This window comes from Rhizobium sp. B21/90, from assembly GCF_019355815.1.
In the GTDB taxonomy this organism is placed as follows: Bacteria; Pseudomonadota; Alphaproteobacteria; order Rhizobiales; family Rhizobiaceae; genus Rhizobium; species Rhizobium rhododendri.
Genome location: NZ_CP072163.1, coordinates 1,511,906 through 1,532,162, shown reverse-complemented (window position 1 = coordinate 1,532,162; position 20,257 = coordinate 1,511,906). Strand labels below are relative to the sequence as shown.

The window sequence follows — 20,257 nt, the reverse complement described above, 5'->3', positions numbered from 1 at the left end:
GCTCACGGGTATGTCACGGTGTGCACCATAGGACAGATCGACAGCGAAACGCCGCTCGCGCTCCAGAACATTTATTCCGCCACCAAGGCCGAGATCCTTCGCTTGAGCCGCTCATTGAACGAAGACCGCCGATTTGAAGGCAACAACACATCAAGGTTGGCAAGATCACGCCATGGGGCGTCGACACGGCCTCCTGGACCAATGCGCTGAATTATTCTGGGCCTGAAATGATCCCAGCTCGGATAACTCGTCAGGCAAGGTAAGACTGTCGTGGCTGCCAGGACAGGGGGCGACCCCGCATGGTCCCCGCAGGTTGAGAGGTTGACTTCATGGACATCCATGTCGTTCCGGCTGACCACTTAACGACATCTACCGCAAGTGCGTTTCAAAGCGACAAGTGATAACTTCTATCGAGATCGACCGTGATCGTGTGCATTTGCAACGTGGGGCTATCGAGGGAACCATCGGCGTCGAAGCGATCCGACCCAGCCGGACACAACGGGCGCAGCGAAATCAAATGGAACCCTGGCTGACGGTGGTAGTTCCGTGGGATCTTACCAGTTAAAACGGAGCGTGTTCCATGAAAAACCCCTTTCTTGTCTTCCTGTTACCGTTGGCATTGAGCGCTTGTCAGGTCGGTGCATACGATCCGATTCAACCCATTCCGGGAAGCATAACTTATGGCGGCCAGCCTAGAGGCCGACTGGTAAAATCTCCAGTCGGCAGTGTTTTGCCCCACCAATTTTATGACGAGACCGGACGCCGGACGGCGGAAACGTACATCGTCCAACCCGACCACTCGCTTAAACTCGTCGAGCGTCACTCTATCGAGCCGCCGATTTGACGATCCGAAAGCGAGGTCGCTGTGGCCCAGCCTGTCGATCCACAATCTGCCGAGGTCAATTGAGGTTGCTCGGCTCCGAAGCTTTGGCTTTCTCGAGCCGTGCTCGTTGAGTTCATTCATCATCAACTTCCATCCAGAAATTGTTCAGTGGTCATGATCGCTAGTTGCACCGAAAACCTGTCCCCTAGCAGCTTCAGTGATGCGTCATGTGTCTCGTCCGCTCCACTGCAGATCGCGTCCGACAGAAGGAGGATCTCGTAGCCCAAATCGATTGCGCCGAGGATTGCTGAGAGAACGCAAACGTCGGTATCTCCACCACTGACCACGAGCCTCGATACCCGCGAGCCCTGGAGGTGGGAATGAAGCCGACCGTCCACCCACGGCGAATATACCATCTTGTCGAACACACGGGCGGGCGGCGCAAACTGGTCAAATTCCGGCAAGAGTTGCAGTAATTCCGCATCGATGTGATCGCGAGTCATCATCGACCACTTCTCATAGTAATCTTTCCACATTCCAGGAGCTTCAGCGGCTGTTTGCGGAGGGATAAAACGTGTAAATACCGTCTGTTCCGGATATCGGCTAACGATCTTGAGGACCTGAGGCAGCACGCGGGGCATCCATGGCACGTTCTACGGCGTTTTCTCGTAAAAAACTCGCTGCATATCAACGCAAAGATGACGCCCACCAACCATGTCTTTTACGCCTCTTTTTGAACGGCATCATGGTCGGTATATTGAAGCGCGCTATTGATGCCTTTTTCGGTTTTCTCGACGCGGTCGATGGGACCGATTAGTGCGGGTCCGCCTTGGCGCAGGGTAGCGCCTGCGGTTCTTTGGCTGGCACCCGTAGCGATATTCGAAGATGGCCCGGGGCCTGGTACAGCTGTCGGGGATTTGTCGGGGTTGATGTGCCTGCCCCACATCTCGACGCCCGCCCAGACAACGGCTGAAAGAACAAGGCCGCCGAGAAGGACCAAAAGTACTGGTGTGCCGATTCTTCCCTGCCGAGCATCGACTGGAGACATGTCAGGTGCGCCGGGGTCCACCGACCGGCGAGTATCCTTTGCCATGCCAGCTCTCCTTTCCACTTGCTGTTGTCACAGATGCCAACCAGTACCGGTTGGCAATGTTCCATCGATACAGACGGCGGGCGACAAATGGCATGTGTATTACCTTCTTCTCAGCTGGTCACAGCTGAACTCTGTCGAATTGAAATAGTCGTCATCGGGCAAGCTAGACGGACCCGGTGCACATCAGACGTCGCGGAAAGACGGTGGTCAAAATTTCGAACACGGCTTCACTCAATCGACTCTGGAACTGCACGACTTGCGTAGACGCGACCAAAGTTGGAACCAAGGTTTTGAAAGTGAGTTCACCGTTTTCGAAAATCCAAAGTATGAGGAAAGCTATGAACCCTGAAAACACCAAGGGTGGCAGCCGACAAACCAGACGCTACCTCGGCGTAAGTTTACGACATGGGAGAAAATGCTTCGCCGTCGATCGGGCCGATAGGCCTCGCCAGACGCCCGGTTGGCCTGTTTTGAGATGAGCTGGTCTCAAATCCGGCCATTGGATGGACCTCGCCATCGAGTAGGCCTGTCAGCACGTATTCACCAGAAAAGACGAGGTGACGGTTACGCGCGATAGCTGAGGCCTACCGCTGCGACTCCGTGCGATCAGGAGCCGGGTTGCCCGGGCGCGCAATGGCCTGATGGTCTCGCGTGGAGAAGCGCCCTACCCCATGCTGTCACGACGGGGTGGCGCCCCATTTTGCCCTTGGGAATGCACGGTGGTCGGGCGACGCGGCACAAGGAGTTTTAAGGCCTTCGAGACGCGCACTCTGGCGGATTTCTGCCCCGCCGATCTCCAATTCACGGAACCGAGACAAACATCTACGGATGGGAAGCTTGGTGTCCAGCCTAAGGACACAAGAGCCGACGGTTTCGCGCATGCTCGGCCTCCGCCCCTCCACTGCAACTTCGGAATCCGTGGTGGAAGCTTTCCCTCTCGCCTATGCCCCCTGCTACCGTGGTCGGCGCAGGTGATGCAGAACGGCTTGCGTGAGCTCGGCTGGACGGACGGGTTTCGACAGCCAAGTGCCTCTTAGAAAGACGAGATGATGCGGGCTGCTCACGCGCCTTCGGGCACTGTGAACGACGAATGGCACACGACGCTGCGTCAGAATCTCGGCCGCTTTACAACATTCTCCGTCGCGAAGAAAAATGTCGATGACCGCGACGTCAGGTGTCCGTTCCGCAAGCCACTGTAATGCGTCAGAGCAGGACGTGAGGCAGACGACCTCTCCTGCCTGTGCATCGAGCAGGGTGCGCTCAACGTCCATCGCGATAATTTCCTCATCTTCCAGAAGCAAAATCAACGCGCACAATGCTATCTCCCCTGGTTCATCCCTGGACTCCCAAGCTAACTCAACAAGGCGACCTCGTCCCGCATTGTACGCTTTCAGACATCCTGGGAAAATCGCCCGTTCGTCCTCAGACGGATAGCCTCATCCGGGCGGAAAGTAAGCCGACCCATCTTCAGCTTTCAAAGGATTGCGAACATAGTTGCCCCCCGTCGGGAACGGCCACCTGATCGAATTCGTGGGCCAATATTTCCAGTGCCGCGCGCATGGCGGCGCCTTGCACGGCCAAGCCGTGGCCGGTCACAACAAGCTCGGTTGCCAGCGCGGCCAGACGCTGGACGGAGGACCGAGATGCGTGCCAGTCTATGGTGAAGTATTGAGGCGGCCCGTGGATCTCTGTGGTCTGGATCGCGACGGCATATACCGACTCCGCTTTCGTGGTAACGAAAGCATCACCGGCGAGCAGCGTACGATCCGACTTTCGCCAGAAAGAGACATGCCCAGGTGCATGGCCGGGGGTATGCAGCCATTCCCAGCCTGGCATGAAGGGAACGCTGCCGTCATCGGGAAGAGCCCTCAGCCGCGAGGATATGTCCACAGGCTTGGCGGGGTAGAACCCGGACAAAGTCGCCATAAGGCCACCACCGACTGACGGATCGCCAGGCGGATATGCCGCCCGGCCACTTAAGTAGGGATGTTCCAAGGGGTGGGCATAGACCGGGACGCTCCATTCGTCTGCAAGATCCTCCAAGCCTCCGACATGGTCGAAATGCCCATGGGTGAGAATGATGGCAGCAGGCCGCGCATCAACGCCGAAGCGCTTGGATGCAGCGCGCTTGATAGCATCCTTGGCCCCCGCGACGCCCGTATCAACGAGAACCCAATTGCGGTCGCCCGCGCCAGATGTGCCGACCAGGACGACATTCACCATTATGGTCCGGAAATACGCGATGTCGGTTGTGACTTCCCGGGTTCCGTCGTCCCGATCTTTTTCGCCTGCCCGCGCATCGCCACCAAGTTCTATCTGGGTCATCAGCTTCTCCCCGCCTTAAAAGACCTTGTCGACCGACATCCAACTGGCCGCCATTGTCAATTACAAGCAGCCGGATTGGTTCCGCTCCTGCAAAGGAAGGTTGGCAAATGGGAGTCGCGTGACATGCCTGAGCCAGTCGACACAATAGGCTTGCCTGCAGACAGGACGACCCGGTAGCCAAAGGATGGCTCGGAGGTGAAGCAGCTTCCGGTCAAGACGACATCGGCATCGCGAGGGCGCGAAGCTCCCCAAACCAAGTGACAATGAAGTTCACAGCCGTTGCGACGCAATCGGGATGGAGAGTGTAAATGACGCACCTGCGGCTGCTGTCTCGACCGAGATCTTTGCGTTGAGTTGCTTGGTCAGTCCCCTGACGATCCGCATTCCAAGGCTGCTGCAGGAATCCTGCAGCAGGTCAAAGCCACCGGGCAAGCCGACACCTTGGTCGGAGACTTTAAGAACGATCGTATCATCTGCGCTGTAGACTTCTACATCGACCCTTCCCCCGCCTGCGGGATAGGCATGCTTAAAGGCGTTTGTCACGAGTTCATTTACCAGCAGTGCAATCTGGATCGCCCTGTCCGTATCGATGCTGCAGGTGGTGGCCTCAAGCGCAACGGCGTGTCTTGATGATGTCTGCGCCAGCCGATGGCAAAGCCCGTTGAGGAAATCCGAAAGATCGACGGTCTCCAGCTTGGGCTGTCGCCAGAGATGGTCATGCAATGCAGCGATGGTCGCGACACGCGTTTCTGCATCCATTAGCGCGCGCTTCAGGTCAGCGATGTGCGTGGACCGGGCCTGCAGAGAAAGCATGCTGGTCACCAGCGTCAGGCTGTTCTTCACCCGGTGGCTCATCTCACGCATCATCACCTGCTGGTGCTGGTCAGCTTGATGCCGATCGGTCCCGTCCCGCAGGATGGTGAGATAGCCAGGATTGTGGCGGTCGGTACAAAGCGGCATGGTCAGGCCGCTGCCCCAGAACTGACTGCCGTCCTTTCGCAGATGCAAGCGCTCGTTTTCAGCCCGGCCAAGGCGGCGGACTGCCGCCATTTCCCCTTCGAGGGCGCCTTCGATCCCCTCGCACGGCAATAGAAGTCGCGCGTCGCGCCCCAGAACCTCAGCTCCGTCGTAGCCAAATATTCGGCCGGCGCCGGCGTTCCAGCTCAAAATGCGCCCGCTCTCGTCGAAGGTGAATATGGCGTAGTCGACAGCACTCGTCAGGATGAAACGCGCCCTTTCCTCGTCAGCCCTGATGGCCCTTTCCTCCTTTCGCGCTTCCGTGCGGTCCCGCATGATCTTGACGAAGCCATCGATCTGGCCGCTCTCGCCCCGCAAGGGTGTCAGCAGTCCGGATGTCCAGACTTGGACGCCATCCTTGCGAACGCACCAGTGGTCGCCCTCGGCCTTGCCATCGTAAAGCGCCACGCGCATTTCTGAGAGCTGCGCGCCGCGCAGTTGATCGTCGAAGGGGAAGATGACAGAGAGGTTCTGACCGATGATCTCATGACGGGAATAGCCAAGAATATTGGTGGCGCCGGTATTCCAGGCGGTGATACGGCCATCGAGCGTTGTGGCGATCATCGCGAAGTCGCCAACGCTTTCCACCATCTGCCGATAGACGTTTGCGCCAACATCAAGTGCACCGCCCGACGTTAGCTCCCGCTCGTCGATGTTCATCAGGACACCTCGACTGCACCACCTTGTGCGCTATCCTAGCAGGTCATGCGCCGGCGGTGATGATATGTCACAAACCGTACAGATAGTGAGCAGGCTGTACCATCACCTGGACAGTTTACCTGGCTCGACCGGCAAGCCACCCTCAGTTGAGGCGACTCAACGCCGCCCCGAAAGGGACGGCCCTCAGAATGGTCCCGTCTTCATTGCAGAATTCGATCGACCGGCTCGATGTGCCCTTTCCGTCGATGCCAGTGAGCTGCATGTCGAGCGCCGCCGGCCTACCAAAGACGGTTCGCTGCTGCGGGTCGAGGATGACGATGGAAGCACCAGCGCTTGTCGGCGACATGCTGGACGAACTGGGTTATCATCGATGTCTGCGTTAAACCGTTGCAAGCAGCGGATAATGCGGTCCTAATCAATGGTTTTCGAGCTTTGCAACGGATGGATGGGCCACCGACGCCAACGCATCAAAAATTACCGGAAGTTGAACTTCTGCGGGGAGCCGTTGGCTGACCTGCGAATGGTCTCCAAAATTGATCCAGGTTCGGCGTGACAAAGGCCGGACGGACTGGCTCTAAGACAGGCTTCGAGCCGCGTAAACCACGCCCGAAACCCCTTAATCGAACCGTTCGCCATGACCCAGCTGCCCGCCATCAGCGAGGACGTCGCTGATGTCAGGATCCTCGGCTGGATCGGGATCTTTGAGATTTACCTCTTTAAGCAGGCCCGCTGCTTGGCCAATGGCGGCAATCATTTCATCGCTTGCCCATCCAGCGGAGTTGGCATCGGCCAAAAGGCTCTCGAGGGCTTTCCTCGCGAGATCACTTGCTTGCTTGGCCCTCGGCAAAGGTTCCTCGGTACGCGGGGGTTCAAAACTCATGTCGGCGCTCCACCGTTCGTATAGCATGGAGGTCAACGCGCTTATGCGAAAATGGATGCATCCCGGGAAGCTCTTTCCTGTCAAACCGGAAGCCTGAATAGTCGCTCGCACAGGAACCATCTCTCCTGATCGACATTGATTTACCGAGCGCGGGCCGTGTCAACCGGACGCGGAAGGGATGGCGAACACAGCAGTTTTTCCGGTTTCTGGCTGTGGCCAACGAATTGGCAGTCGAGCGCCCAACCTGTCCGGTATCGCCTCACATGACTTGGGATGATCCAGTGAAGATAGCAACCTACAACGGCAACGGCATCATCGGTGGGCCACCTATCCCCCTCAGAAGGGTTGAGGAAGGCCAGGCGTATATCCTGTGCTTTCGGAAACTCAACTCGATCGACGCGAAGTTTTCCCGAATGGAGCTTGGACGGGCAGGCTGTGGAGCCATCAGCAACGCCCAGAAAAGATGGAATGGCGTGGTTATCCTCTTGAAGGGCAGCGAGCCCAGACGGACGCGAAGGGGAATTGCCGGCGATCCGGGCGGCAGTCAAAGGCGCTATATCGAAGCAATCGTCGACGGTGTTGCCGTCGGCGGCCTATATCATGCCAAGCACAATCCTGTGCCGGGACTTAAATTCGACGACAAGCTCAAATGGTTCAAGCGTTTTCAACCCTACGCCGACGACGTGCTGCAGCTGGGGGCCTTCGCCATTTTGGTCGGCGATTTCAATGCGATATCGACCGATCTTGATGTCGATAAGCCCGGAATTCGGCGGGATGATGGGCGTTTCCGGCGCGAGGTGCGGAAGGCTGACGCTGAGCATTTGTCGCAGGAATGGACCGATGCAATCAGGCGCCTCCATCCCGATCAGCGGATCGACACATTCTGGAGAGACTGGCGCAAGCCCTTCGAACGCGATGCCGCGCTTCGCATCGACCACGTCCCTTTCAGTGGGTGGGTGGCGCCTTGGCTCCCATCCGGCGGCGTAGGACGCAAATTACCACGCGGGGTACACATGACGGGACCGCGTGCCTGCCATGATCGAGTTGGAGCCTCCACACGAAGGGGTCCTTCATTGAAAAGAGCTGGCGGTCCTGGAAACGACGGATGCGCGATACATCGTGTGCGGGGCGGTTTTTGGCGGTCGTCGAATCTACACGTCCTTGACGAGATGTATGATTGCCTTGTGCACGCGCGGATCGATGCCAGAAGAGCCGTGAAAGACGCCGGAGCCGACAAAACGCGTTTCGAAAAGCGCGATCTTGAGTGGACCAGGCGACGGTCAGGCTCGGTGGGCGGAGCCCGGTCTGGTGGGCAGATGAGGTCCAGAATTCAACCTTCATAGGGCAAAGAGTTTGCCTTATGTGCAATGGTACGAGGAGATGACAATGACAGATGACCAGAATGCCCGCGACGCGGTTGAGGATTCCGGCCATGGCAAGGCGCGGGCTGCAGACAGCCCGGCTGCCGGCCCTCACGCCAAAAAAGAGCTTACAGACAACAGCAAGACCCCGGGCGCAGGCGCTCTCCCGACCGACGACGAGGAGAGCGTGGAGCCGGGCGCCGGTTAGAGATCACGCAGGGTCCGTTACAAACGTTAACCTTGCTTACGAAGTGGGAGATGGAATGATCGACGAAACTGCGAAGGAAGGCATCCACAAGGGCAATCGCGCATTAATCGACGTGCGATTTGGACGATCGTCTGCCCGGCTGGAGCTGAGAATGACTCCGATAGGTTTGCTTTCGGTTGGAATACTCGTCTCCAGCGTCCTCCTATCCGTCCCCCCGATAATCAGAGCCGCAACCCGCCGACGATCGATATAAAAGCGGCATCGCAAGGGAAAACCATGGAGCAATAGTAGAGATTGGGCAACAGGAACCGGAGCGTCTCACTTCGTGGGTCACTCGGGCGTCATGCTGCCTAACCCGCCATACGGCATAATTACGAGGACTTCCCTCGCTGACCTCGCCAATTGTTCGCAAGACTGCAGCCAGTCTATCATGCCTTGCCGGTTGGCCTGCCGGATGTCGTCTCTGTCGCGATCCATGGCATATTCATGATAAGTCGCCCGGTCGTTCGCCGCAAAAATCGCACTCGCTCATGTCAGGCGGGCCGTAGTGCAGGTCCCAGTCTTTCCTGGGCACTTCTGCAGGCGTGGTTTTCTTGTGAGTCGCGTCATCGGAACGGGTGATGACGCGAGGCTTCCCGCTCGCCACCTCGTTGTTGTCGCTGGACGCAATGCCCTTGCGGTATCGGCCGCATCCTTTTCGATGTCGGACGCCAACGCCTTGCCGGAATTGTCGCCATTTACCGTCCTCGATCGCCTCCGATCATGACTTTCCCTTGAAGGCAGGGCGACGGAGAAGGTCGCCCGCCCTGCCCGAGGTTTATTTGTTCAGGTCTTGAGCCATCATAAGATGATGCTCCAAGGCCGGGCGCGTTGTCGCCGCCCAGGTCTTAAGCTCAGCATTGTCGCCGCCGTCGCCGTAACGCTTGAAGAGATCGACGGCATCCTTGTGGGCCGAAACCTGGTCCGCATGGTACTGCTTGTTGAAGTCATCGCCCTGCAGGCTTTTGAGCTTATCGATCATGCTCTGCTGCGACGACGTCATGGCGGCAGGGATTGCGGCCTTCACTTTGCCGGAATCGACCATCGCCTTCATCTCGGCCGAAGTCTTGGTGTGATCGGTGATCATCTGCTGGGCAAACGTCTTGGTCGCCGGATCGGCTTTTTCGACCGCAAGCTTGCTTGACGCGATCTCGAACATGTCGCTGGTTGCGGCCTCAGTGACGAAATCCTCCGTCTTCGGGGCATTGCCCATCAGCGAATTGACGCCTGTGGATTCGGCGGCCGACTGGGCAAAGGCCGAGGTCGACATCATCAGCAGTGCGGCTGTTAGAGCAAACGTCTTCATCTTTAGTCCTCCGTTTCCATAAGCCAACGTGCGTTGACCTTAAGCGTTCCGGGGTGGCCAAATTTTCAGGCCCCCACAATCGATTTGAGCGCTACCGGACTGACGTGGAACTGTTGGGACGCGTCGAGGTTCCTGGGGCTTATCACCGGCCTCAGGAGAAACAACATGCGCTTCTTACCGACGATGATCCACGGCGCCCTCGACTACCTGGTCGGACTGCTGGTGATTGTGCTGCCGTTCGTCCTCGGTCTTCAAGGGTCGCAAAGATGGACCCTCGTCGTCATCGGATTGCTGGTGATCCTGTACAGCGCCATGACGGACTACGAGTGGGGGCTGATCCGCTTCCTTCGCATCCGCTTCCACTTGGCTCTGGATGTGGTCTTCGGCCTGGCCATGTTGCTGACGCCCTGGCTGCTCGATTTCCCAACGCAAGCCCGCTGGCCCAATTACGTGTTGGCCGGTCTTGCCCTCGTGCTTGTGGCCGTCACCGACGTGCGTGCGCTCGGCAGCGCCGCGACCAAATAGATTCACTCAAGGAGACTGAAATGAAGGCACTCTGCTGGCATGGCAAAGGGGACATCCGCTGCGATAGCGTTCCTGATCCAAGAATCGAGGATGGCCGCGATGTGATCATCAAAATGACCGCTTGCGCGATCTGTGGCTCCGACCTCCATCTGATGGACGGCTACATCCCCTTTATGGAAAAAGGCGATATTCTCGGCCACGAGTTCATGGGCGAGGTTGTCGAGGTCGGCCGCGACAACAAGAAGCTGAAGGTGGGCGACCGCGTCGTCGTTCCTTTCACGATCTGCTGCGGCGAGTGCTCACAATGCCTCAAGGGCAACTGGTCCGTCTGCGAGCGGAGCAACCGGACGGCCGATAACGCCACAAAGGCGTTTGGCTATCCGACCGCAGGCCTGTTCGGCTACTCCCATCTGACCGGAGCCTATGCTGGAGGTCAGGCCGAGTACGTGCGCGTCCCCTACGCCGATGTGTCGCCGATCATCATTCCGAACGGCATGACGGACGAGCAGGCCCTGTTTCTCGGTGACATCTTTCCGACAGGCTGGATGGCGGCTGCCAACTGCGAGATCGAGCCCACGGATATCGTGGCGATCTGGGGCTGCGGTCCCGTCGGGCAGTTTTGCATCAAGAGTGCATTGATGCAGGGGGCTCAGCGCGTCATCGCCATCGACAATGTCCCGGAGCGCCTTGCGCTGGCCCAGGTTGCCGGAGCCGAGATCATCAACTTCGACGAGGTCGACGTAACCATTCCGGACCGCATCAAGGAGATGACCGGCGGGTACGGAGCTGACAAGTGTATCGATGCGGTCGGGGCGGAATCCCATGCGACTGCGTCCTTCGACGCCGTCATCGACAAGGTGAAGGCGGCCACGCTGATGGGCACGGATCGGCCCCATACCCTACGCACTGCCATCATGGCGTGCCGTCCCGGTGGTATCGTATCCGTTCCCGGCGTCTACGGCGGCCTCCTCGACAAGATCCCTTTCGGAGCCGCGATGAACAAGGGGCTGACGATTCGGACGGGGCAGACACACGTCAACCGCTACTCGCTCGATCTCCTTCGCCGCATCGAGGAAGGCGAGATCGACCCGGCCTTCATCATCACCCATCGTGCGAAGCTCGAGGACGGCCCTGCCCTCTATGAGACCTTCAGGGACAAAAAGGACGGCTGCATCAAGGTGGTCCTGACTGCGTGATCGCTTCGGCGTGGGACCCGATGGTGCCACGCTCGGTACGCTACTTATTTTTTTAAAGAGAAGGTATTCCATCCATGTCGAATGAATCTCGCCCAACCCCTTCCTATGCTGCTCCGCAGCAAGAGCCGCCTGGCCTGACAAAGCTTATGGACCCTTTGCCAGACCATGGTGAAGAGACCTATCGGGGTGCCGGACACCTCACTGGTAAGGTTGCCCTGATCACCGGCGGGGACTCCGGTATTGGCAGGGCTGTCGCCATTGCTTTTGCTCGCGAAGGTGCCGACGTCGTCATTTCTTATCTCAGTGAAAACGAAGATGCCGAAGAGACGGCGGACTGGGTGCGCAAAGCTGGCCAGCGCGCAGTGGTCATTGCCGGAGATATCAAAAGCGAAGATCACTGCATCGGTCTGGTCGAGGCGGCGGTCGGCGAGTTCGGCAGGATAGACGTGCTCGTCAACAACGCTGCCTTTCAGCGTTCGCGTAAATCCATGTACGAGATCAGCACCGAGGAATGGCTGGAAACCTTCCAGACGAACATCCATGCGATGTTCTTCCTGTGCAAGGCAGTTGTTCCCCACATGGCGCAAGGCAGTGCCATCATCAACACAACGTCCATCCAGTCTCGGCAACCATCGCCTGAGTTATTGGCATATGCGGCCACCAAGGGCGCGATATCCAACTTCACGGCTGGCCTGGCCCAAATGCTCGCAGAAAAAGGCATTCGCGTGAATGCCGTTGCTCCCGGCCCGATCTGGACACCTCTGATCCCATCGACCCTGCCACAAGAGAAGGCGCAGGCGTGCGGCGAGAAGATGCCTCTCGCCCGTGCCGGTCAGCCCGCCGAGCTTGCCGGAGCCTATGTCCTGCTGGCCTCGGGCCTTGGAAGTTACATGACAGGCGCCGTTATTCCGGTCACCGGAGGATCAATAATGATATGATCGCCTCTGGTTGAAATAAGGAGATTAAAAAAGTTTGCCCGCCTAGTACCGTTGCTGGCCTCACTGGCCAGCACGACAACGCGAGGTCGATCAGTTTGCTGTCGTTGCCGCACCCGCAGGCTTTTGCGGGTCGCCGGGATGCACCTGGTAAGAGTACCAAGCGGCCAACGCAAACGCGACGACGAGAGCTGCGACGACGAAGGCTGTCATTCTGCGGTAAGGTTTAGGACGATCGTTTGGCAATTTATCCTCCGGCGGCTAGGTGGGCTCGCGGTGGGAGCTCGTTGACGAGGAAAACCCGGCGGTTGAAACAATGTTCCGTCAAGCCAGGAAATCCTGGAGCCGCTGTCTTGAAAGTCGGTCCGATCAGCATAGTTCGCCAATGAGGCCCAAGGCCCGACGATCGGCAGCTCAGGAAAAAAACGTGTTCACAAGCGGTATCATGGCCCCCGAAGGTCCTGTCGCTGCATCAGAGGCGAAGATCCTTTTCGATGCCACGGCGATCATGTTGGCGGTGATTGTTCCGGTTATTCTCGGAACTGTCGCCTTCGCCTGGTGGTTCCGCGAGAACAACATCAAGGCCCGTTACAGGGCCGAGTGGACCTATTCGGGCCACATTGAACTTGTCGTCTGGTCCGTCCCCACCTTGGTCGTTCTCTTCCTCGCGGGGATAACCTGGCTAGGCACACACAAGCTCGATCCTTTCAAGCCGATTGCTTCTGACCAGAAAACCTTGAACGTGCAGGCTGTCTCGCTCGATTGGAAATGGCTGTTCATCTACCCAGAGGAGGGCGTGGCGACAGTCGACCACCTCGTCGTCCCCGTCGGACGTCCGTTGCACTTGTCAATCACTTCGGCTTCGGTAATGAACAGCCTGCTGATCCCCCAGCTCGGGAGCCAGATCTATGCGATGGCCGGGATGGTGACTGAACTCAATCTCAAGACCGACCACGCGGGCACATTTCACGGGCAGTCGGCGCAATTCAGCGGCAAGGGGTTTTCCGACATGGTCTTCGACGTCCAATCCCTGCCGCCGGACCAGTACAACAGCTGGGCCGACGCGGCCCGAGCCGGTGGCAACACGCTGGACGAGCCCGCCTACACCCACCTGGCGGACGCCAACACGCCACGGCTCGTCCAGACTTTTGGAAAGGTTCAGCCGGGCTTGTTCAACACGATCGTCGCGAAATCAGGCGGGAGTATGCAACAGTCCACCAATCTGTCCCCACCGACCCCGACAGCGATGGAGATGCCTTGATGCTCGGCAGGCTCGACTGGAGCGCCATCCCCCTTAATCAGCCTATTCCGCTGATAGCCGCAGGCATCGTCTTGCTGATGGCCCTTTCGCTGCTAGGCCTCATCACCGTGAAGGGGTGGTGGCCGTACCTCTGGAACGAATGGATCACCAGCGTCGATCACAAGAGGATCGGCGTCATGTACGTCATGCTGGCTTTCGTGATGCTGATGCGGGGCTTCGTCGATGCCATCATGATGCGGACCCAGTTGGCCCTTGCAGCCAACGGGGCGCAAGGGTACCTGCCGCCTGAGCACTACAATCAGATATTTTCGGCCCACGGGACGATCATGATTTTCTTCGTGGCAATGACGTTCATGGTCGGCCTGATGAACTTTGCGGTTCCGTTGCAACTGGGCGTCAGGGATGTCGCCTTCCCCGTCCTGAATTCGGTCAGCTTCTGGTTGACGGCGGCGGGCGTGCTGCTCATCAACCTGTCGCTGGTCATCGGCGAGTTCGCCAAGACGGGTTGGCTGGTCTATCCACCGTTGTCGGAGCTGACCTACTCTCCGGGTGTGGGCGTCGACTACTATCTGTGGGCGCTACAGATTTCTGGGCTCGGCACGCTGCTGTCCGGGATCAATCTGACGGCGACGATCCTGAAGCTGCGGGCACCGGGCATGGGCTACATGCGCATGCCGATCTTCTGCTGGACGGCGCTTGCCTCGAACCTCCTGATCATCGCGGCGTTTCCGATCCTGACCGCAACGTTCGCGATGCTTTTATTGGACCGATATCTCGGTTTCCACTTTTTCACCAATGACCTTGGCGGTAACGCCATGATGTATGTGAACCTGGTTTGGGCGTGGGGACACCCCGAGGTCTACATCCTCATTCTCCCGGCCTTTGGGGTTTTCTCGGAGGTGATCGCCACGTTTTCGCGCAAGTCCCTGTTCGGGTACCGTTCGATGGTGGCGGCGACGATGGCTATCTGCGTCCTGTCGTTTCTCGTCTGGCTGCACCATTTCTTCACGATGGGAGCGGGTGCCGACGTCAATGCCTTCTTCGGCATCATGACGATGATCATCGCAATCCCAACAGGCGTCAAAATATTCAACTGGCTGTTCACGCTCTATGGCGGGCGCATCCATTTCGGGCTGCCGATCTACTGGGCACTGGGATTCATGGTGACCTTCGTCATCGGCGGCATGAGCGGCGTCCTCCTGGCGATCCCGCCTGTGGACTTCAACCTGCATAACAGCCTGTTCTTGGTCGCGCACTTTCACAACGTCATCATCGGCGGCGTCCTGTTTGGGGCCTTTTCCGGATATAACTACTGGTTTCCCAAGGCATTCGGTTTCAAGCTCAACGAGCCCCTTGGCAAGGCGGCATTCTGGTGCTGGTTCGTCGGCTTCTATCTGGCCTTCATGCCGCTCTATCTTCTTGGCCTGATGGGCGCGACCCGGCGCATGCAGCACTACGACGATCCGACGTGGCAGCCACTGATGATCATTGCTCTCGGTGGAGCGGTGCTGATCCTGCTCGGGATCGTCTTTACCGTGCTCCAGCTCATCGTCAGCATCCGCAACCGCGCTCAAAACCTCGACAAAACGGGCGATCCGTGGAATGGCCGCACGCTCGAATGGTCGACAGTCTCCCCGCCTCCGGCATGGAACTATGCCGTCCTTCCCAAGGTGACGAGCCTGGATGCCTTCTGGAAGACAAAGCAAAATGGCGATAGCCACGACCGCAGAGAACCGGTCGATGCCATCGAAGTCCCACAGAACACCATGATCGGCATCACCCTTTCCTTCTTCGCGGTCGTCCTGGGGTTTTCGATGATCTGGCACATCTGGTGGATGGCAATCCTGGGCGGTCTGGGTCTTGTGGTGGCCTGCCTCATCTATGCCTGGCGGACGTCCACGGAGACCACGATTTCCGCTCATGAGTTGACCGCGAGCGAGGGGCTTTCGGCATGAGTGACGCCAGCGCTAGCGGTGACGACACCAAAATCCCCCTTGCCGAGCGTGGGCCATCCTCCAAGGAGATGGTCGTCCGGTTCGGCTTCTGGCTATTCCTTCTCAGCGATATTGTCGTCTTTGCAGGATTGTTCGCCGCCTACGCGGTCCTGTCGAAGTCCACTGCGGGAGGACCGACCGGACCCGAGCTGTTCAGCCGGACCCATACGTTCATTGAGACGACCTGTCTCCTTCTGTCGAGCTTCACCTGCGGTCTGATGACCGTCGGGGTCGAGATCCGGCAGCGGATACTGATCTACCTGTCCGCACTCGGGACCTTTGTCCTTGGCATTGGTTTCGTCGGACTTGAGCTGAGCGAATTTATCGATCTCGTTGCGCGAGGAGCCGGGCCGACGCACAGTGCGTTCCTGTCGGCGTTCTTTGCCCTTGTCGCCACCCATGGACTGCATGTGACCGCAGGGCTGCTATGGCTCATCGTCATGATGGCGCAGGTTGCAACCCTTGGGCTGCGAGACATGGTGTTGAGGCGCCTGTTCTGCTTCAGCCTGTTCTGGCACGCGCTCGACATCGTCTGGGTCGGGGTTTTCACCATTGTTTATCTAGGGGCAAGCTGATGGCAGATGCGACCGGCAGCCAAAGCAACAAGGGGGCCAAAGCTCCAGGAGAGCACGGCAAAGGCAAGGCAGCGATCAAAAGCTATGTCGCGGGTCTGATCCTTGCCTTCCTGCTGACAGTGGCATCTTTCTGGGCCGCGCAAACAGATCTTGTCTACGCTCCCGCCGTCCCGGTCTTGTTGGCTGCGTTGGCCATCGGCCAGATGGGCGTCCACCTGGTGTTTTTCCTCCATATATCGAGCGGGCCAGAGGACACGAACAATGTTCTGGCACTGGCCTTCGGGGTTTTCGTGGTTGGACTGGTGGTACTCGGCTCGATGATGATCATCCACAATCTCAACGTCAACATGATGCCAACCGCACATCTTATGGATATGGGATAGCGAAGATCGTGGACTTGCGTCGCTGCAAATACGGTGATGTCGGGGAACGCTGCAATTTAAAATCGAATGTAGGACCGGGTCCCCTCTGAAATCGGTGTCCAGACGTGATGAATCTGGGATTTTGAATGGCAAAAGCCGATCGTCGTTTGGAAGGTGAGATTGCCAGACCGGTACCGGCCCGCGCGACGCAGCGCACGCTATGAACTGCGAGTGGCGGGTCGCCGGGCATCAGACTTTGACAACGCCCTGCGCGTCTGCGGGCTTTTCCTCACCTCTTGCTTGATGCGTGCTCCGCACGGCTTGTTTTTGTGCGCTCCCGATGATCCAAAGTTCACAGATGGCATACAGGTCGCGTTGAACTGCCAAAAGGCGACGTTGCGGTACAATCCCTGCTTAGAAAGATCCAGGTCGCACTAGGCATCATGAGACAGCGCATTCCACTCAATAGTTGCAACAGTCCCACCACAGGGCGGAGTGGCGTAGCTCATCTGCCCCGCCAGGTTCGCAGCCATCGCCCTGATCAGCTTCGAACCCAGTCCGGTGCCTCGCGGTTTCGAGGACGGATCAAACCCGATGCCGTGGTCCTCAACCGACAGACGACACACGCCGTCAACCGAGGCCATCTCGACGCGGATCTCGCCACCGTTCGAAGGATAGGCATATTTGAAGGCGTTGGTCAGAACCTCGGTGAGAATAACACCGAGTGCGACCGCCTTATCGGCCGAGACCAAGATACGTTCGAGCCTATGCGTAAGGGTAATAGGCTCTTGCGATCTCAGGGAGCCGTTCTCCATACTGGCGATCAATGAACCCAGGTAGCTTTTCAGGTCCACCTCGGCCACATCGTCGGAGGTGTATAAACTCCGGTGCAATTCAGCGACCGCCGAGATCCTGTTTTGGGTTTCAGCCAAAGCGTCCTTGGTTTCCTCGCCCGACACGGCCTGGATCTGCATCCTGATCATAGCGGAAACAAGCGACAGGCTGTTGGCGATGCGGTGGTTCATCTCCGCCAGCATCAGCTCCGCCCGTTCCTTTGCGACCAGCAAGAGATGCTCGGATCGCTCCTTGTCCTTCTTGAGCCGGGCGGTCTCGATTGCCTTGTTGAGGGCGGCTGTCAGCAACGGGAAGAAATCCTCGCCAACGGTCTTTACGACGTAGTCCGTCGCCCCGCCTGTCAGGGCTTCGATTGCGACCTTTGCCTCGTCCGATGCGGTCACGTACACAATAGGGACGTGACCGGCCAACGATCCGACGTCGTTCAGGAAGTCCATCCCGACGCCGTCTGGCAGGTAGTGGTCGAGGACAACCGCGTCGACGACCTCGCCCCGGAACCGGGCCAGACCTCCCGCCACCGTGCTGGCTGGGACGATTTCAAAGCCTTGCCGCGTCAACATGCGCCGCGCCAGAGCCGCGAGCCCCTCGTCGTCCTCAATATAGAGGACACGCGGTCCGGTATCCGGCTCGGTCATGGAACTTGGATTACCGAGAAAAACAGGCCAAGGTTGCGGATGGCGGTTGCAAAACCCTCATAATCGACTGGCTTGGTGATGTAGACGTTGGCACCGCGGTCGTAGCACCGCTGGATTTCGCCTTCATCGTCGGTCGTCGTCAAGACCACGACGGGGAGCCGTTTGGTGTGCTCGTTTCCCTTGATCTCGGCAAGGATATCGAGGCCTGACATGTCCGGTAGGTTCAGATCGAGCAGAATTAGCAGGAAGCGGTCTTTGCTCACCAGCCCGTCGCGGCTCTCACCCAAAATGAAGTCGAGTGCCGTCTTGCCAAGCGTGAACGGCACGATCTCGTTGTGGACGCCTGCCCTGCGGACGTTCTTCTCGATGAGGCGGGCATGCCCCTCGTCGTCCTCGATCATCACGATCGTTACTTCGCGGCCGGTGGCTTTCATAATTCGATACTCCGAATGATTTTGGTGAGATCGACTGGGAGATCGATCATGAATGTGCTGCCGGCGCCAAGTTCCGACGTGACGGTAATATCGCCGCCCAAATTTCTAACCAGCGATCTGACATGCGCAAGGCCTATGCCCTCGCCTTGTTGATCCTGCTCGCCGGCGCGGCGGAATAACTCGAAAACCCGTTCGTGGTCCTTCTCCGCGATCCCGCGACCATTATCCTTCACGTCGATCCGGATGCGACCCTTGCCAAAGGGATAGGCTGTCACCGCCAACGACAATGGTCGACCCGGCATGTGATACTTCACGGCGTTGTCCAGAAGATTGCCGAGGATCTGGTCGAGAGAAAACTTGTCGGTGACGATGTCGCCGACTTTGATAGTTGTTTCGATTTTGCCCTCGGAAGCGACGATCTGGTGCTGAACACTGGCGATGGTCGCATCGATTGTCGCCTTCAAGGCAACGCGCTCAGGCTGGATCTTCCGGCGACCATCGCGCGAAATTTTCAGGATGGCGTTGATGAGGGCATCCATCTTGCGGGTCGACGATCGAATAAAGCCCATCGCTTCCGGAAGATCTTCCTTAACCGCAAGGCGAGCATCGCGCACGTCATTCTCGCTCAGCGGCTTGCCTTCCGAAAGAACATACGCAGTGACGGCCTTTAGCGAAGTGTCGAATTCAGCGAGGAAGCCCATGATGTTCACAAGGGGAGCCCGCAAGTCATGGGTGACGATGTAGGCAAATTTTTGGATCTCTTGGTTGGCCCGGATGACATCATGGGTTCGCTCATCAACGCGCTCTTCGAGACCCGCATTGAGGGCCATGATCTCCTCGCGTGTCCGCGACAGTTCGGACACATGGCCGAAAATGACGAAGAGCGCACCACCGAGAACGAAGACGATTGCGATCGCGCCGCCTGTTGTCACCCACTGCAACGTGTTTGCCGCCGATAGCTGCTGGGCGACCAGCACGCGTAAGCGGTCATCGGTGATCGACATGTAGTCGTTCAGGATCGAGCGAACGCGATCCATCAGGTCACGGCCGTCATTGCTCTTCATTCGTGACCGGGCAGCCCCCAGGTCATCGCCCTTCGTGAGCGCGATCGTATCAGCCAGTTCGGCCATCTTGGCATCGATTGCCATGTCGAGATCAGGCAGTCGCATTGCATATTCGGGCCGCGACGAAACATTGTCTGCAAGAGCCTTGGTTTTGGCCGGAAGCTCCGCGAGCGCTTTGTCATAAGGAGCGAGATAAGATCGATCTTGCGTCAAAAGGAAACCGCGCTGCCCCGTTTCCGCGTCTTGGACAGACGTCAGCACGTTTACGATCGAAGTGCGGAGTCTGCGAAGCGAAGCAGTTTCATCGGCGACGTTGCTATTGAGGTTTGCCAACCAGAGTGAGAACCCGACGATGCCGAGCAACACGGCAACCCCTACCCCAAGCATGATCAGGGTCGAGCGAATGAAGGTGGTTGTGGATTTCATATCTGTCCCAGGCTTAAGGTTGCGTCCGGTCTTAGCGGCAACCATGGTCCTTGGAAAGCTGTAACACAGGGGCAGCCTTGCTCAATCGTCGGAATCGGAATTGCTGTGCACAAACGAGCATCTTGGTACCCGACATCCGACCGTTTATCCTGCCTGCGCTCAAATCTTGGAAAGCTGTGATGGCGACAGGAGTGGTGAAGTGGTTTGACCCGCCAAACGGCTTCGCGTCCATCAAACCCGACGACAGGGAAACCGCCGTTTTCGTCCATGCCCTTCCGCCCAA

General features: G+C 58.1%; 20 protein-coding genes and 1 pseudogene. 10 read left to right on the top strand and 11 right to left on the bottom strand.

All coding sequences use genetic code 11. The features are described 5' to 3' along the window. Nucleotides 1-580 precede the first annotated feature (580 nt). Entirely contained in the window at nt 581-844 is a 264-nt protein-coding gene (locus J5278_RS25095) for a hypothetical protein (RefSeq protein WP_209186836.1), read from the top strand. 122 nt (nt 845-966) lie between these two features. Here J5278_RS25095 and J5278_RS25090 read toward each other — a convergent pair whose 3' ends face one another. The 7 genes and pseudogenes from J5278_RS25090 to J5278_RS25060 form a co-directional block, all read right to left on the bottom strand. Next, on the bottom strand, nt 967-1,473 hold the full coding sequence (locus J5278_RS25090) for a cysteine hydrolase family protein (RefSeq protein ID WP_257623441.1): 507 nt from the start codon (nt 1,471-1,473) through the stop codon (nt 967-969). A gap of 71 nt (nt 1,474-1,544) precedes the next feature. Further along, nucleotides 1,545-1,916: a hypothetical protein gene (locus J5278_RS25085; RefSeq protein ID WP_209186837.1), complete on the bottom strand. Its 372-nt coding sequence runs from the start codon at nt 1,914-1,916 to the stop codon at nt 1,545-1,547. 953 nt (nt 1,917-2,869) lie between these two features. After that, nucleotides 2,870-3,232 carry a response regulator gene (locus J5278_RS25080; protein WP_247749441.1) on the bottom strand — a complete coding sequence of 121 codons (363 nt, stop codon included), beginning with the start codon at nt 3,230-3,232 and terminating at the stop codon, nt 2,870-2,872. Nucleotides 3,233-3,352: 120 nt separating this feature from the next. Continuing rightward, nucleotides 3,353-4,244: pseudogene (locus tag J5278_RS25075) on the bottom strand (MBL fold metallo-hydrolase). 267 nt (nt 4,245-4,511) lie between these two features. Then, a complete protein-coding gene (locus J5278_RS25070) occupies nt 4,512-5,918 on the bottom strand; it encodes a sensor histidine kinase (protein WP_209229438.1) in 1,407 nt (468 codons plus the stop codon). 142 nt (nt 5,919-6,060) lie between these two features. Then, nucleotides 6,061-6,264 (bottom strand): hypothetical protein, encoded by a 204-nt coding sequence (locus J5278_RS25065; RefSeq protein ID WP_209186839.1) that lies wholly within the window; start codon nt 6,262-6,264, stop codon nt 6,061-6,063. A gap of 270 nt (nt 6,265-6,534) precedes the next feature. Continuing rightward, the gene (locus tag J5278_RS25060; protein WP_209186840.1) at nt 6,535-6,798 is read right to left on the bottom strand and encodes a hypothetical protein; all 264 of its coding nucleotides are present in this window, start codon (nt 6,796-6,798) and stop codon (nt 6,535-6,537) included. 263 nt (nt 6,799-7,061) lie between these two features. On the opposite strand from J5278_RS25060, the gene J5278_RS31705 reads away from it, so the two are divergent. Together J5278_RS31705 and J5278_RS25050 are read left to right on the top strand one after the other, a co-directional pair. Next, entirely contained in the window at nt 7,062-8,141 is a 1,080-nt protein-coding gene (locus J5278_RS31705; RefSeq protein WP_348532609.1) for an endonuclease/exonuclease/phosphatase family protein, read from the top strand. Nucleotides 8,142-8,184: 43 nt separating this feature from the next. Continuing rightward, the gene (locus tag J5278_RS25050; RefSeq protein WP_209186842.1) at nt 8,185-8,367 is read left to right on the top strand and encodes a hypothetical protein; all 183 of its coding nucleotides are present in this window, start codon (nt 8,185-8,187) and stop codon (nt 8,365-8,367) included. A gap of 817 nt (nt 8,368-9,184) precedes the next feature. Here J5278_RS25050 and J5278_RS25045 read toward each other — a convergent pair. After that, on the bottom strand, nt 9,185-9,712 hold the full coding sequence (locus tag J5278_RS25045) for a DUF4142 domain-containing protein (RefSeq protein WP_209186843.1): 528 nt from the start codon (nt 9,710-9,712) through the stop codon (nt 9,185-9,187). Between the two features lie 165 nt (nt 9,713-9,877). On the opposite strand from J5278_RS25045, the gene J5278_RS25040 reads away from it, so the two are divergent. From J5278_RS25040 to cyoD, 7 genes are all read left to right on the top strand, one after another. Next, nucleotides 9,878-10,237, top strand: coding sequence for a hypothetical protein (locus J5278_RS25040; RefSeq protein WP_209186844.1), 360 nt, complete (start codon nt 9,878-9,880; stop codon nt 10,235-10,237). 20 nt (nt 10,238-10,257) lie between these two features. Next, nucleotides 10,258-11,433: a zinc-dependent alcohol dehydrogenase gene (locus J5278_RS25035; RefSeq protein WP_209186845.1), complete on the top strand. Its 1,176-nt coding sequence runs from the start codon at nt 10,258-10,260 to the stop codon at nt 11,431-11,433. A gap of 74 nt (nt 11,434-11,507) precedes the next feature. Next, nucleotides 11,508-12,371, top strand: a complete 864-nt coding sequence (locus tag J5278_RS25030) for a glucose 1-dehydrogenase (RefSeq protein ID WP_219258788.1) — start codon at nt 11,508-11,510, stop codon at nt 12,369-12,371. A 424-nt stretch (nt 12,372-12,795) separates the two neighbouring features. Next, nucleotides 12,796-13,629, top strand: coding sequence for a COX aromatic rich motif-containing protein (locus J5278_RS25025; RefSeq protein ID WP_219258787.1), 834 nt, complete (start codon nt 12,796-12,798; stop codon nt 13,627-13,629). Then, entirely contained in the window at nt 13,629-15,584 is a 1,956-nt protein-coding gene (gene cyoB, locus J5278_RS25020; protein ID WP_209186848.1) for a cytochrome o ubiquinol oxidase subunit I, read from the top strand. Before J5278_RS25025 ends, cyoB begins: the two co-directional genes overlap by 1 nt. Further along, the gene (locus J5278_RS25015) at nt 15,581-16,198 is read left to right on the top strand and encodes a cytochrome (ubi)quinol oxidase subunit III (protein WP_209186849.1); all 618 of its coding nucleotides are present in this window, start codon (nt 15,581-15,583) and stop codon (nt 16,196-16,198) included. Before cyoB ends, J5278_RS25015 begins: the two co-directional genes overlap by 4 nt. After that, entirely contained in the window at nt 16,198-16,581 is a 384-nt protein-coding gene (cyoD, locus tag J5278_RS25010; RefSeq protein WP_209186850.1) for a cytochrome o ubiquinol oxidase subunit IV, read from the top strand. Before J5278_RS25015 ends, cyoD begins: the two co-directional genes overlap by 1 nt. Nucleotides 16,582-16,994: 413 nt before the next feature. Here the strand turns inward: cyoD and J5278_RS25005 are convergent, their stop codons facing one another. Genes J5278_RS25005 through J5278_RS24995 form a run of 3 tightly spaced genes read right to left on the bottom strand, consistent with a single transcriptional unit; the run spans nt 16,995 to nt 19,974 of the window. After that, on the bottom strand, nt 16,995-18,050 hold the full coding sequence (locus tag J5278_RS25005) for a sensor histidine kinase (protein ID WP_209186851.1): 1,056 nt from the start codon (nt 18,048-18,050) through the stop codon (nt 16,995-16,997). Continuing rightward, nucleotides 18,047-18,484, bottom strand: coding sequence for a response regulator (locus tag J5278_RS25000; protein ID WP_209186852.1), 438 nt, complete (start codon nt 18,482-18,484; stop codon nt 18,047-18,049). The genes J5278_RS25005 and J5278_RS25000 overlap by 4 nt, the downstream gene beginning before the upstream one ends. Beyond that, the gene (locus J5278_RS24995; protein WP_247749440.1) at nt 18,481-19,974 is read right to left on the bottom strand and encodes a CHASE3 domain-containing protein; all 1,494 of its coding nucleotides are present in this window, start codon (nt 19,972-19,974) and stop codon (nt 18,481-18,483) included. Before J5278_RS24995 ends, J5278_RS25000 begins: the two co-directional genes overlap by 4 nt. Nucleotides 19,975-20,257 lie beyond the last annotated feature (283 nt).

Excerpts from the sequence above, each read along its gene's own strand:
- J5278_RS25095 (WP_209186836.1), top strand. The coding sequence starts at position 581 with ATGAAAAACCCCTTTCTTGTCTTCCTGTTACCGTTGGCATTGAGCGCT.
- J5278_RS25085 (WP_209186837.1), bottom strand. The coding sequence starts at position 1,916 with ATGGCAAAGGATACTCGCCGGTCGGTGGACCCCGGCGCACCTGACATG.
- J5278_RS25070 (WP_209229438.1), bottom strand. The coding sequence starts at position 5,918 with ATGAACATCGACGAGCGGGAGCTAACGTCGGGCGGTGCACTTGATGTT.
- J5278_RS25065 (WP_209186839.1), bottom strand. The coding sequence starts at position 6,264 with ATGTCGCCGACAAGCGCTGGTGCTTCCATCGTCATCCTCGACCCGCAG.
- J5278_RS25060 (WP_209186840.1), bottom strand. The coding sequence starts at position 6,798 with ATGAGTTTTGAACCCCCGCGTACCGAGGAACCTTTGCCGAGGGCCAAG.
- J5278_RS31705 (WP_348532609.1), top strand. The coding sequence starts at position 7,062 with ATGACTTGGGATGATCCAGTGAAGATAGCAACCTACAACGGCAACGGC.
- J5278_RS25050 (WP_209186842.1), top strand. The coding sequence starts at position 8,185 with ATGACAGATGACCAGAATGCCCGCGACGCGGTTGAGGATTCCGGCCAT.
- J5278_RS25045 (WP_209186843.1), bottom strand. The coding sequence starts at position 9,712 with ATGAAGACGTTTGCTCTAACAGCCGCACTGCTGATGATGTCGACCTCG.
- J5278_RS25040 (WP_209186844.1), top strand. The coding sequence starts at position 9,878 with ATGCGCTTCTTACCGACGATGATCCACGGCGCCCTCGACTACCTGGTC.
- J5278_RS25035 (WP_209186845.1), top strand. The coding sequence starts at position 10,258 with ATGAAGGCACTCTGCTGGCATGGCAAAGGGGACATCCGCTGCGATAGC.
- J5278_RS25030 (WP_219258788.1), top strand. The coding sequence starts at position 11,508 with ATGTCGAATGAATCTCGCCCAACCCCTTCCTATGCTGCTCCGCAGCAA.
- cyoB (WP_209186848.1), top strand. The coding sequence starts at position 13,629 with ATGCTCGGCAGGCTCGACTGGAGCGCCATCCCCCTTAATCAGCCTATT.
- J5278_RS25015 (WP_209186849.1), top strand. The coding sequence starts at position 15,581 with ATGAGTGACGCCAGCGCTAGCGGTGACGACACCAAAATCCCCCTTGCC.
- cyoD (WP_209186850.1), top strand. The coding sequence starts at position 16,198 with ATGGCAGATGCGACCGGCAGCCAAAGCAACAAGGGGGCCAAAGCTCCA.
- J5278_RS25005 (WP_209186851.1), bottom strand. The coding sequence starts at position 18,050 with ATGACCGAGCCGGATACCGGACCGCGTGTCCTCTATATTGAGGACGAC.
- J5278_RS25000 (WP_209186852.1), bottom strand. The coding sequence starts at position 18,484 with ATGAAAGCCACCGGCCGCGAAGTAACGATCGTGATGATCGAGGACGAC.
- J5278_RS24995 (WP_247749440.1), bottom strand. The coding sequence starts at position 19,974 with ATGAAATCCACAACCACCTTCATTCGCTCGACCCTGATCATGCTTGGG.